This is a genomic window from uncultured Helcococcus sp. (assembly GCF_946998255.1).
Taxonomy (GTDB): Bacteria; Bacillota; Clostridia; order Tissierellales; family Peptoniphilaceae; genus Helcococcus.
On sequence record NZ_CAMPYN010000014.1, the window covers coordinates 1 to 11,972 of the forward strand.

General features: G+C 29.9%; 12 protein-coding genes. 6 read left to right on the forward strand and 6 right to left on the reverse strand.

What is annotated here, in order from left to right:
• Positions 1-71: 71 nt before the first annotated feature.
• Together Q0U66_RS02170 and Q0U66_RS02175 are read left to right on the forward strand one after the other, a co-directional pair.
• The gene (locus Q0U66_RS02170; RefSeq protein WP_297377021.1) at positions 72-1,448 is read left to right on the forward strand and encodes a glycoside hydrolase family 1 protein; all 1,377 of its coding nucleotides are present in this window, start codon (positions 72-74) and stop codon (positions 1,446-1,448) included.
• Between the two features lie 234 nt (positions 1,449-1,682).
• The gene (locus Q0U66_RS02175; protein WP_297377023.1) at positions 1,683-2,438 is read left to right on the forward strand and encodes an NADPH-dependent oxidoreductase; all 756 of its coding nucleotides are present in this window, start codon (positions 1,683-1,685) and stop codon (positions 2,436-2,438) included.
• Positions 2,439-2,604: 166 nt separating this feature from the next.
• On the opposite strand, the gene Q0U66_RS02180 is transcribed toward Q0U66_RS02175, so the two are convergent.
• Together Q0U66_RS02180 and Q0U66_RS02185 are read right to left on the reverse strand one after the other, a co-directional pair.
• A complete protein-coding gene (locus Q0U66_RS02180; protein WP_297377025.1) occupies positions 2,605-3,291 on the reverse strand; it encodes an MgtC/SapB family protein in 687 nt (228 codons plus the stop codon).
• A gap of 63 nt (positions 3,292-3,354) precedes the next feature.
• Positions 3,355-4,203, reverse strand: coding sequence for a MurR/RpiR family transcriptional regulator (locus tag Q0U66_RS02185; RefSeq protein WP_297377027.1), 849 nt, complete (start codon positions 4,201-4,203; stop codon positions 3,355-3,357).
• Positions 4,204-4,329: 126 nt separating this feature from the next.
• Here Q0U66_RS02185 and Q0U66_RS02190 point away from each other — a divergent pair, with 126 nt between their 5' ends.
• From Q0U66_RS02190 to Q0U66_RS02205, 4 genes are read left to right on the forward strand one after another with little or no spacing between them, the layout of a single operon-like run.
• Complete coding sequence (locus Q0U66_RS02190; RefSeq protein ID WP_297377028.1) at positions 4,330-5,871, forward strand: glucosyltransferase domain-containing protein; 1,542 nt, start codon at positions 4,330-4,332, stop codon at positions 5,869-5,871.
• Between the two features lie 36 nt (positions 5,872-5,907).
• Complete coding sequence (locus Q0U66_RS02195) at positions 5,908-6,870, forward strand: FAD:protein FMN transferase (RefSeq protein WP_297377030.1); 963 nt, start codon at positions 5,908-5,910, stop codon at positions 6,868-6,870.
• Positions 6,863-7,492, forward strand: a complete 630-nt coding sequence (locus tag Q0U66_RS02200; RefSeq protein WP_297377032.1) for an NADPH-dependent FMN reductase — start codon at positions 6,863-6,865, stop codon at positions 7,490-7,492. Before Q0U66_RS02195 ends, Q0U66_RS02200 begins: the two co-directional genes overlap by 8 nt.
• Positions 7,492-8,142 (forward strand): NAD(P)H-dependent oxidoreductase, encoded by a 651-nt coding sequence (locus Q0U66_RS02205; RefSeq protein WP_297377034.1) that lies wholly within the window; start codon positions 7,492-7,494, stop codon positions 8,140-8,142. Before Q0U66_RS02200 ends, Q0U66_RS02205 begins: the two co-directional genes overlap by 1 nt.
• Positions 8,143-8,487: 345 nt before the next feature.
• On the opposite strand, the gene Q0U66_RS02210 is transcribed toward Q0U66_RS02205, so the two are convergent.
• The 4 genes from Q0U66_RS02210 to manA all read right to left on the reverse strand — a co-directional run bounded on the left by Q0U66_RS02210 (position 8,488) and on the right by manA (position 11,958).
• Positions 8,488-9,747: an RNA-binding domain-containing protein gene (locus tag Q0U66_RS02210; RefSeq protein WP_297377036.1), complete on the reverse strand. Its 1,260-nt coding sequence runs from the start codon at positions 9,745-9,747 to the stop codon at positions 8,488-8,490.
• A gap of 139 nt (positions 9,748-9,886) precedes the next feature.
• Positions 9,887-10,009 carry a hypothetical protein gene (locus Q0U66_RS02215; protein WP_297377038.1) on the reverse strand — a complete coding sequence of 41 codons (123 nt, stop codon included), beginning with the start codon at positions 10,007-10,009 and terminating at the stop codon, positions 9,887-9,889.
• A gap of 24 nt (positions 10,010-10,033) precedes the next feature.
• Entirely contained in the window at positions 10,034-10,927 is an 894-nt protein-coding gene (locus Q0U66_RS02220) for an exonuclease domain-containing protein (RefSeq protein WP_297377040.1), read from the reverse strand.
• Between the two features lie 80 nt (positions 10,928-11,007).
• Positions 11,008-11,958, reverse strand: a complete 951-nt coding sequence (gene manA, locus Q0U66_RS02225) for a mannose-6-phosphate isomerase, class I (protein WP_297377042.1) — start codon at positions 11,956-11,958, stop codon at positions 11,008-11,010.
• Between the last annotated feature and the right edge of the window lie 14 nt (positions 11,959-11,972).

Consider the following 11,972-nt stretch of genomic DNA (forward strand, 5'->3'; position numbering starts at 1 on the left):
AAGAAAAAAGGTGATGTGCAGACTAAATTTAACTAATCTGCAACACCACCTTTTTTAAATAAGGAGGATATATGATTAAGTTTCCAAAGAACTTTTACTGGGGATCAGCGATTTCTGCAACTCAGTCAGAAGGAGCGAGTGCAAAAGATAATAAAACTGAAACAACATGGGATAGATGGTACAAAGAGGATCCATATAAATTTTATGATCAAATAGGACCAGAATTAACCACTAACATGTACGAGAATTATAAAGAAGATGTAAAATGGCTTAAGAAAACTGGTCACAACTCTTATAGAACATCTATATCTTGGGCAAGATTAATTCCAGGTGGAAAAGGTGAAGTAAATCAAAAAGCAGTAGACTTTTATAGAGATTATTTCCAAAGAATAAAAGATGAAGGTGTTGAACTATTTGTTAACCTATTTCACTTTGATATGCCAATTGAAATGCAAGAAATTGGTGGTTGGACTTCAAGAGAAGTTGTAAATCATTTTGTAGAATATGCCGATACAGCCTTCAAATTATTTGGAGATTTAGTTGATAGGTGGTTTACTTTTAATGAGCCTATTGTACATGTTGAATGTCAGTATTTAAACCAATACCATTATCCAGCTGAAGTAAACCCTGAAAAGGCTATACAATCTGCTTTCAATACTCAATTAGCATCATCACTTGCTATCCAAGCATTTAGAAAGCATGAATTAGACAGTAAAGTTGGAATAATTTTAAATCTTACTCCAGCATATTCAAGATCTTCAAATCCAAATGATATTGAAGCAGCTAAAATCGCGGATTTAATTGCATGTAAATCATTTTTAGACCCATCAGTTTTAGGTGAATATCCTAAAGAATTAGTTGATTTACTAAAAGACTATGATAAATTACCAGACTATACCGATGAAGATTTAGAAGTTATAAAAAATAATACTGTAGATTTTCTTGGAGTAAACTATTATCAACCTTTAAGAGTAAAAGAAAATCCATATGAAATTAAAGAAGATGCTATATTCTTACCTGAAAACTTCTATACACCTTTTGAGATGCCTGGTAGAAGGATGAATATCTACAGAGGTTGGGAAATTTATCCAAAGGCCCTATATGATATAGCTATCAACATCAGAGATAACTATAACAATATTGAGTGGCTTGTCACAGAAAATGGTATGGGTGTCGAAAACGAAGAAAGGTTTAGAGAAAATGGTCAAATTAATGATCACTACAGAATAGACTTTTTCAAAGAACACCTAACAGAACTTCACAAGGGTGTCGAAGAAGGATCTAACTGTATTGGTTATCAAGTATGGACCTTTATTGATTGCTGGTCATGGTTAAATGCCTATAAAAATAGATATGGTTTAGTTGAGTTAGATTTAGATACTCAAGAAAGAAGAATAAAGAAATCAGGTGAATGGTTTAAAACTTTATCTGAAAATAATGGTTTTTAGTAGTTTTAATAATAAATAACTTGAAAATATTAAAAAATATAAGATACTGTTACAAGTATTAAGATGACCCCAAAAATTGGACTTGAAAACCAACTTTTTGGGGTCATTTCATTCAAAGGGGCTTTTTCATTATGATATAATTTATATAAGATATAAATAGGTCTATTAATAGCTATATTTTTTTATATTTTATTTACCTATATCATCAAAGATAAGTAATTAAGGAGGAATTTAATGAAGAAAAATGAGACTATTGAAAGAATACTTGAGCACAGGTCAATTAGACAATGGAAGGACGAGCCTTTATCTGATGAAATAATAGAAACTCTTAAGGAAGTATCTATTAGAACATCTACATCAGAGGGTATGCAATATTCTTCCGTTATTAGAGTTAAAGATCCTACAAAGAGAGAAAAATTAGTCGAAGTATCTACTCAGAAGTATTTGGCTACCGCTCCAGAACTTTGGATTTTTATAGCTGATAATTATAGAAATGATAGAATTTATAGAGAAAATAGAGATGAAGATAATTTTTCTAATGATGCTGACAAATTCTTTCAAGCATTTACAGACGCTGCTATCATGGCACAAAATGTAATGAATGCAGCTGAATCAATGGGTTTAGGCGCAGTATACTTTGGTTCTATATTAAATAATCCTCAAAAAACTATAGAAATATTAGAGCTTCCAGAAAATACATTCCCTGTTGTGGGTATGGGAATTGGTTATCCTGATCAAGAACCAGAGTTAAAACCAAGAATGAAAGCTGATTTTAGAATATTTGAAGATAGGTATGAAAAAATGGATAACTATCATGAGCTTCTAAAAGATTATGATAAAGAAATGTCTAAATACTATGATTTAAGGATTAAAAAGAAACCTCTTGATGAATTTACTAAACAAGTAGAGGATAAATATAAAGTCCAAAGAACTGATAGATCTAAGATACTTAGAGTTATTAGAAATCAAGGATATAATTTAGATATTTAATTATAATATAATTAGACATAAATGAGCTGCCCCAAAAAGTAGAATTTAAAATATAATAAATCTTTCAGCTTGCATTTGATTGATTTGAATCTACTTTTAAGGGACAGTTCAATTTTTTTAACTTTCTTATCTTTTTTATGTTTGGACTTATATAACAGCCCCTTCTTTATGAAACTTCTGTAGTTTCTACAGTTAAAACCTCATCTATAGAAGATAAAAGTTCTACAATATCAGAAAACTGCATATGTCTTTCTAGTTTTAGCCTATATATTTGTGTCTTTACTAATTCATCCTTAAGTACATCAGTTTTCATACTTAAAATTTCATAGTTTTCATCCAGACTTCCTATTACTCTCTTTACTTTATCCTCTGCTTCTTTAGTTTGGAAAAATTTCACCAGTACTTGTTGTGGTCCATGCACAATAAATATTCTTTTAAATCCAACTAAAACAGCTAGTATCAACAAAGACCCAATTATGGATATTTCATAAAATCCCATACCTAAAGCCAATCCTATACCTGAAACACCCCAAATAGAAGCAGCAGTAGTAAGTCCTACTATACTTCTTTTAGTTGTCAATATAGTACCTGCTCCTAAGAAACCTATACCACTAACAACTTGAGCTATTAGCCTTACAGCATCTACTCTAATATTTGATTCAGGACTAGCAGCCACAAAACTCATTACATCTATTTGTATTAGAGCAATAATAGTCGCTCCCATACTAACAAGTATATGGGTTTTCAATCCTGCACTACTATTATTTTTTTCTCTTTCAAGACCTATCAATCCAGAAAATAAGATGCTTAATAATAGTCTTATAAAAATTTCACTTATCGTTAATTTGTACATCTTATATTTTAATCTCCTTAAATCTTATAATTTTAACTTTTCAACTTGAGTTTTTTGACCTTACTATTCTTCCTTGTCCAATAATTGACCTGTTTTAGTTATATTATCAGCATATTTGACTTTCATTTTATCTACATATGCGTTAAATATGACATCTATCAGGGATAGTTGACTGATTCTACTTGATCCAGCACTGATTCTTTTAATACCTTCTATACTTGGTACGAACATTTTATAGTCTGCTAGGTTCATGAGTTTATTGCTATCGTATCTTGTAATAGATATTAAAGTTACTCCCTTATCTTTTATCATATTGGCCATTTTAATAATTTCTTGGGTCATTCCAGAATAAGATATAGCTATGGCAATTTCATCCTTTTGAATGTTTGAAGCACTTATTAATTGCATATGGGTATCTTCGTGTAAAATACTATATTTATTTATTCTTTCCAATTTTTGTTGGAAATCTTTGCAAACTAGAAAGCTAGCCCCTATTCCAAAAAGTCTTATAGCTTTAGCTTCGTCAATTTTTTCTATTATTTTATCTAATTCATTAAAATCAATTAAATTATAAGTATTTGTAATAGCATTCACATTTTGATTTAGAACAAGTTGAGTTGTTTTATGAATATCATCACCTTCAAAATCGATAAATTTATTTCTAAATATTTCTTCATTAAAGGTTAGCTCATTCATTATAGCAAGTTTTACATCCTTAAACCCCTCAAAACCATTTTTCTTGCATATTCTTACTATTGTAGCTGCACTACAATAACCTATTTTAGCTAAAGTATGTATATCCATAGTTGTCACTTCTCTAGGGTTGTCCAAGATATATCTAATGACAGGTTTTTCTATGTCAGTGGCTTGATACTTATAATAACTTTGCAATCTGAATAATATTTTTTTCATAAACACTCCTAACTCTTTAATATAATTATAGCAGTTTATTTATTTTCTTGTTAAACAATGCTTAATAATAGGCTTTTACTTACAAATGTTATACAATATTAATATGTTTTAAGTTAGGAGTTATTTATGGAAGTTACAAAATATTTTGATAAAAAGATTAAAAAAATACCATCGAATATAAAAAGAGCCTTTTTATATACTTTAGTGGTAGGTGTTTTAACCCACATGTTTTTTTTGACAAATAAATTTATAAACCACGATGACCTTTTGCAATTAGTTCACGATATGGATTTTTCAAGCTCCGGTAGGTGGTTTTTGAAATATGGAAATGCTATTAGTTCTAATTTGAGTATGTCCTGGGTTAATGGCTGTTTAGTTATCATTTATACAGGAATCATGGCTGCAATTTTAGTAGATATATTTCAATTAAAAAGTAAGTTGAGTATATTTTTCACCTCAGCAATGATGATTACTTTCCCATCAAATGCCGCCCTATTCCCTTACTCAAATAGTTATGATGCTTATGCTTTTGGTGGTCTTTTAGCCTTTATAGGTATGTATTATTTTATAAAACAAGAAAAAATTTCTTTAATAACTATTTCACTGACTGTACTAGGTCTTGCTAGTTATCAGATTTACTTTGCTTTTTGTTTTGCAACTATCGTTGTATATTATCTAGTAAAACTTTTAAGAAAAGAAACAAATGCTGATAAGTTTGTTAGAAATTTATTGCTAACATTAATCAATTATTTAATAGCAATCATCTCGTATGTAATAATAACTAAATATATATTAAAAATTGAATTAACAGACTACCAAAACATCGATAAGATGGGATCATTGAACCTTTTAACTTTGATAAAGTCTATACCAAATACCCATGCTAAGTTTTATGAGTTCTTTATAAAAGATTCTTATTATCAATTTTCTTATTTGAAATATTTAAATATAATATTTTTCATAGCATGCTTGTACTTGATTATCGACGCTATAAGCAAGCTTAAAAATAAGGAAATGGTTTTGGCAAGTTTGACCATATTCTTACTACCTATTTTTATAAATCTAATATACTTAATGGCACCAAATTCAGCCATAGGCTTAAGAATGCTACAAACATATATCGTGTTTTATATTTTATCTATCGTACTGGTAGAATATTTTGCAAATAAAAATCCAGCAAAGATAATGGCTGGATGGATAATTTGCTTAAGCTTATTCTTAAGTATATTTAACTTTGTAGTTTTAGCTAATAAGGTCTATACAGCCTATGAAATTGATAAAAGCAATATCCTATCCTACACAACTAGGGTCATATCGAAAATCGAGAGTGAAGACTTTTATGAGGCAGATAAAAAAGTTTACTTTATAGGTAATCCTGATATCACAAATAGCTTTACACCAAAATATACTAGTCCGGATGTACTGATTTCAACAATTTTAGATAAAAAAGTAGTTGCCCACTTGTATTGGAAACTGTACCCTATAAGATATGCAGCCTTCCCAAACGAGGTTGATAATATGTGGTATCCAGACTATTCAGAAATTAGTGATGAATTAAGGCAAATTATTGATGAAATGCCTATGTACCCAGCTAAAGGGTCAATCATAGAATATGACAATGAAATATATGTAAAGTTTAGAGATTACAAAACTTGGGCTAATCAATAGACTTACATATCAAAACTATTGGTGTATAATTAAAATATGAATAAATTTATTTCAACTAAGATTAAAGAAAAAAGAATAGACCTAATGGGGACCCATATCACTATTAAAATTTATGGGGATTATAGTGAAAAAATCTTAGGAGAATGTGTAGATTTACTCTACTACTACAATAGTATTTTTTCTATGTATGATAAAAAAGCTGAATTATACAAGTTTAATGCAAACAAATCTCTTGAATATATAAGTGTTTCTGATGACTTATTTTATTTAATAGACCAAGGGATAAAACATAGCTTACCAAAAGATTCCATGCTAAATATTTGTATATCTCCCCTGGTAAAATTGTGGAATATAGGTTTTGTTGATGCAGGTGTACCTAGACAGGAAAATATCCAAGCTGTACTAGAGCATACTGATCCGAATCTAATAGTCTTAGATAAAGAAAATAGAAGAATAAAAAAATTAAATGATAAAGTCGAAATTGATCTGGGTGCCCTTGCTAAGGGTTATATAACAGATAAATTGATCGATTTTTTAGAAAAATCTGGAGTAAAGTCTGCCATAGTAAATCTAGGCGGCAATATAAAAGTACTTGGCCTTGCCCTACACAATCCAGACCTTTACTTCCATATAGGTCTACAAGATCCAAAAGAAAAGAGAGGAAATCATTTATTGAAATTACTCCTAAATGACAAGTCTATAGTGACTTCTGGTATCTATGAAAGAAAACTAGAGACTGATGAAAAGATTTACCACCATATATTAGATCCAAAGACTGGTTACCCTATAGAAAGTGATATGGCTTCTATATCAGTTATATCTGATACTTCCCTAGATGGTGAAATTTGGACCAGTCGCTTATTTGGGAAAAACTTTGAAGATATAGAAAAAACTTCAAAAAAAGAAAATATTGATATAATAGTTATATATAAAGACAATAAAGTAAAATACACTAATGGTGTAAAAAAATATTTCAGAAGAAAGGAATACCATGACTAAATTTTCAGCTATTGTTGGGACAAATAACCCAAAATCAACAAATAAAAAATTGCTAGAATATTTACAATCTCAATTTTTCTATATAGCAGATATAGAAATCTTAGAAATAGACGATTTACCAGTATTTGATGTGCATTCTGATTATAAAATGCCAGATTCAGTTGCCAAAATCAAAAAAGTAATAGATGAATCTGATGGTGTCATCATAGCAGCAGCAGAATATGACCATATGCCTACAGCTGCCCTATTAAATGCTATTTCCTGGTTATCATATAAAATCCACCCCCTATCAGGTAGACCTGTACTTATAACAGGTGCATCTTATGGTAACTTGGGTACTTCAAGATCACAAGGAGCACTAAGGACAATACTTGTATCTCCAGAAGTGGATGCTCAAGTCTTTTATAAGACCTACCAATTAGGTAATTCCCTCCAAGCCTTTGATGATTGGGGTGATTTAAGAAGTTCAGAAAAAACCCAAGAAATGGAAGAAATCTTCCAAGAATTTTTGAGATTTTCTGAAATGATTAATAAATCAAGAGAAGAAAATCTAATCAACATTCACAATTTTGATAATTTCAAATGGGATAAAATTGATAAAGATACCTGGGAGGTTGAATAATGAAATTTGTTGCGATTGCAGGTTCTATATCTGAAAAGTCTTACAATAGAAAACTGCTAGAATTTGCTAAATTAAAATTTAATGAAAAAATTGATATAGAATTATTAGATATCAGTGGTATACCTATATTCAACGAAAGTTTAGACTACAAGGACTATCCAAAACTAATTGAATTAAACGACAAAATCGAAGAGGCAGACGGAGTTATTATAGCTACACCAGAACATAATTACACCATTCCTGCTGTACTTAAGTCAATTTTAGAATGGTTTTCTTATAAGCTACAACCATTAAAATCTAAGCCTGTTTTGGTCTTGGGCGCTTCATATACTGAACAAGGTACATCCAAGGCACAAAGTCATTTAAAAGAAGTCTTGAATGCTCCAGGTATAGAAGCTTTTGTAATCCCTGGTAGTGAATTTTTACTTTCAAACGCCTTAGAAAAATTTGATAAGGACGGATTTTTAATTGATGAACAAACTATTGATTATCTAGAATATGTAATCTTAAGATTTGAAAAATTTGCTGAATTGTTCAAAGACTTTGATGATTCAGATATAGATTCAGCATACACTAGGACTTTAGCGGCAGGCGGTTATATTGAAGAAGACCCTTATGATGATGGTACTGCTGGTGCTAGTGAATGGTAGGATGATAAAAGAAAATAAGGATAAAAATTGCAAGGTATGAGCCTTGCAATTTTTTTGTCTATAAATATTTTTTTGTTGTTTAAAATATAAACTACTTGCTACTACTCCCATTCATATCTCATTCTAAAAACGTTTCCTATCCGGTCGCATTTTTTTCATTCGATGAGGAAGCAAGCATCGACAAACACTCGGTCTGTTCGTGCTTGTCGTGTTATTATCCAAAATACTTTTCGTAACATATACAACGCAAAAGTGCAACGTATTTTTTTACGTTGCACTTTTGCTTATTTTTCTTTTTCGTTAAGTCCATATCATATTAGCGTCATGTTTAATGCTTTTTCTTATCTATATCTTTATATATTTTGTTCCCCTACCTAGTCCCACTTTCTTAACTAGGCCCTCACTCATTAATTCTTCTAGTTCTCTAAGGATCTTGTATTTATCAAAACCTGATATTTTTTCAATTTCCAACCTACTAATCTCTTTATTTCTAGGCATTTTTTGTAGGATAATAGATGCATTTTCGCTTATTCCTTCTACCTTATCAATAAGAATAGGAAGTCTAACCATTATTGAATTAGGATAAGTTTGAAATTGGGGTTGTCTAGCTCTTCCTTGATATAAATATTTTATCCTTCTTATCCCAGTTCCAAATTTTTCTATTAACCCTAGTCTATTAAATAAACTTCCTATTTTCTCATTTCTGAGAATAGAAATTTGACCACTAATATATTCTTCACTGCTTATTCCCTTAGGTAAACCACCTGGAGATGATATATCGATATATTGATCATGTAATTCAACTTTAATCGGTGCAGTTATACTCCAATCTCTGTGAACAAGCGCATTTGCTATAGCCTCTCTGAAGGCATCTTCAGGTATAAGTTCAATTGTTTTTCTAACAACCCCTTCAACTTTTTCATACTTAAAATACCTGTTAAACACTTCTATCGCTTGATAATAGGCACTAAGTATAGAAATATTTTCAATAATAATTCTTTCTTTAAATTCGTTTATATTATCTCCAAACTTAACAATATCAAATATTTTATAATTATTTTCATCCGATATAATATTCGCTGCTAAATTATAACCTTTTTTATCATCATATAATCCCAATGTTTTTAAAATATCTAAACTTAAACTATCAATATTCATATTTTCTTTTAATACACTTTCTAAAATGTTAAAAGATAAGTTCTTATCTTTAGATGGCAAATCTTCATAATTTTGATTCATTCCCTCTAGTATAAGTCTTTTTAATTCTTCTCTATCATCTACAGGTAGACTTGAAGAATCTCTTCTCATATATGCCTTCCCCTTATAAAAATAGGGTTTTAATTCACCTTCATATACTTTTAGTAAGACAATTTCCTTTTGTTTATCTATTTCGATGTTATACTCTGGAATTGGAGTGATACTATCATTTATTTTGTTCTCTATCCTTAATGCCAATTCTTTTAAATTATCAATATGCAAAGATTCACCAGTATCATCTACTCCGAACTGAATAATTCCATCATTATAATTTGCATAAGCACTAACTGTTTTTAAAAAACTATCTGATAATTTTGACTTAAATTCTAAATTATATGTTTCCCTCATAATAATATCCTCACCTCCATGATTTTATCGTAACAAAAACAACGCAAAATTGCAACGTATTTTTTTACGTTGCAATTTTGCGTTGTTTTTTAACGTAATTTTAGATTTACGTTAGTAAACAATATAAAATCAGAAAGTCTTACCGTGAGGCGTACAAAACTTTATAATATTTCACTATATCTGTAATATTCATAGTTATTTTAGCATCTTCTGTGTAAAGCTTAATATATAAGCCCTTAGCAGAAGCTTTTTCTTTTGCCATTCTATCATCAATTATAATAAGCTATTAACTTTCAAGAAGGTTATAAAACGTAAATTCATCAATAATTTCGATATCCTGTCCTTCAAGTTTTAGCTTTTCAGCTTTTTTATGTTTAGAGGATTTTCCTCCTTTTAATATTGCATTATAATCATTATTCCCAAGAATTAAGTAATTTGTGGATTTTATAACATTTTTGTCTAGTATACCTCCTAGATTAACTATTATTTGCATTGCATCTTTTCTTAACATTCTTTCAAGCTTACCTGTTAACACAACATGTCTATTATAAAAAAAATTATCTTCATCAATTTCTACTTCTGTAGGTACGATTGAATTGATATCTATTCCTTTACCACCTCTTCTTATAGCCCAAAGGTCGCTTATCCCCACATTTCTTTTACTCATAGTATATTTAATAACGTCATACAGCTCCTTTGTTGAAATGCAATCGGCTAAAGATCTATGTTCATTACTTGATAACTCTAAATATTCTGTTAAATCTGATAATCTGTGGTGTTTTAATTCAGGAAATACTTTTCTAGCAAATTGCATAGTATCCATATATTTGTTTTCTAATGACATATTAAAACCCGCATTAAGAAATCTCATATCAAAAGATGTATTATGTCCTATTATAATATCATCTCCCAAAAATTGAATAACTTCATCTTTAACATCTATTATCGAAGGCATATCTTTAACCATTTCATTTGTAATTCCTGTTAAAAGAGTTATGAATGAGTCTATTTCATATTGAGGTTTTATTAGCTGTGAATACTTATCTACTATCTCATTCCCTCTTACCTTCAAAATGGCAATTTCTATAACTTCATCGTAATAAGATGATAATCCTGTAGTTTCTGTATCGAGCACACAATAGTCATTAATTATTTCTTTTATATAATTTTTGTTAGCCATTTTATATATCTCCTGATTATTTATATTGTAATGAAAACCAATAAACCTTAACTTTGTTTATATTTGAATCTCCCATCCCATCAAGGCAACTTAGACAAAATAAATTCCCCATCACCCTCAATCTTATACTGACCATTTTGGGCTGGTAAAAAGAAGCTGTCACCTTTAGTGAACTCTAAAGATTCTTCTCCCATTTGGATTGCGCCTCTGCCATCGATAATAGTCAAGGCTTGGAAGGATTCTTCATTTATATGATAAGTTTCACCGCTTATTTGCCCCTTAAGAACATCAAAATAGTTTGATTTCACAAGTCTTTGTAGATTTTTATTTACTTCATTATCATTTTCAAAATTATAAGTCTTGTTGGCTGAAAGATTGGAAACTTCTATAGCCTTGTCTACATGAAGTTCTCTTTCATTTCCATCCTTGTCTTTTCTCTTATAGTCATAGACCCTATAAGTAATATTTGAATTTTGTTGGACTTCATATATTAAAATGCCGCTACCTATAGCGTGGATGGTACCTGCTTCTATGAAGAATACATCACCCTTTTTAACTTCCACCTTATTTAATAAATCTAGAAAACTTCCTTGGTCTATAGCTTGGGCAAATTCTTCTTTGCTAACTTCTTTATTTAATCCATAATATAGATATGATCCTGGTTTGGCATCTATTACATACCACATTTCAGTCTTACCATAGTCATTTTCATGGCTTAAGCCATATTCATCATCAGGATGAACCTGGATAGATAAATTATCTTGGGCATCTATAAACTTATTTAGTATAGGAAACCTGTCTTTTTTATAACCTTTTCCTATAACTTTATTTCCCTTATCTTTTAAATATTCTGTAAATAATTCCCCTTGATATTCACCATTTTCTATGATAGATATTCCATCTTTATGGGCTGAAATTTCCCATGTTTCAGCAAGTTTATCTAAGTCAGTCTTTTTATTAAATTTTTCTACAAGATTTTTGCCACCCCATAAATAATCTTTTTGAGCGGCTTTCAATTTTAATATAGTCATGTCCCCTCCTCTGT

Excerpts from the sequence above, each read along its gene's own strand:
- Q0U66_RS02175 (WP_297377023.1), top strand. The coding sequence starts at position 1,683 with ATGAAGAAAAATGAGACTATTGAAAGAATACTTGAGCACAGGTCAATT.
- Q0U66_RS02195 (WP_297377030.1), top strand. The coding sequence starts at position 5,908 with ATGAATAAATTTATTTCAACTAAGATTAAAGAAAAAAGAATAGACCTA.
- Q0U66_RS02190 (WP_297377028.1), top strand. The coding sequence starts at position 4,330 with ATGGAAGTTACAAAATATTTTGATAAAAAGATTAAAAAAATACCATCG.
- Q0U66_RS02185 (WP_297377027.1), bottom strand. The coding sequence starts at position 4,203 with ATGAAAAAAATATTATTCAGATTGCAAAGTTATTATAAGTATCAAGCC.
- Q0U66_RS02215 (WP_297377038.1), bottom strand. The coding sequence starts at position 10,009 with ATGGCAAAAGAAAAAGCTTCTGCTAAGGGCTTATATATTAAGCTTTAC.
- Q0U66_RS02170 (WP_297377021.1), top strand. The coding sequence starts at position 72 with ATGATTAAGTTTCCAAAGAACTTTTACTGGGGATCAGCGATTTCTGCA.
- Q0U66_RS02220 (WP_297377040.1), bottom strand. The coding sequence starts at position 10,927 with ATGGCTAACAAAAATTATATAAAAGAAATAATTAATGACTATTGTGTG.
- Q0U66_RS02180 (WP_297377025.1), bottom strand. The coding sequence starts at position 3,291 with ATGTACAAATTAACGATAAGTGAAATTTTTATAAGACTATTATTAAGC.
- manA (WP_297377042.1), bottom strand. The coding sequence starts at position 11,958 with ATGACTATATTAAAATTGAAAGCCGCTCAAAAAGATTATTTATGGGGT.
- Q0U66_RS02205 (WP_297377034.1), top strand. The coding sequence starts at position 7,492 with ATGAAATTTGTTGCGATTGCAGGTTCTATATCTGAAAAGTCTTACAAT.
- Q0U66_RS02210 (WP_297377036.1), bottom strand. The coding sequence starts at position 9,747 with ATGAGGGAAACATATAATTTAGAATTTAAGTCAAAATTATCAGATAGT.
- Q0U66_RS02200 (WP_297377032.1), top strand. The coding sequence starts at position 6,863 with ATGACTAAATTTTCAGCTATTGTTGGGACAAATAACCCAAAATCAACA.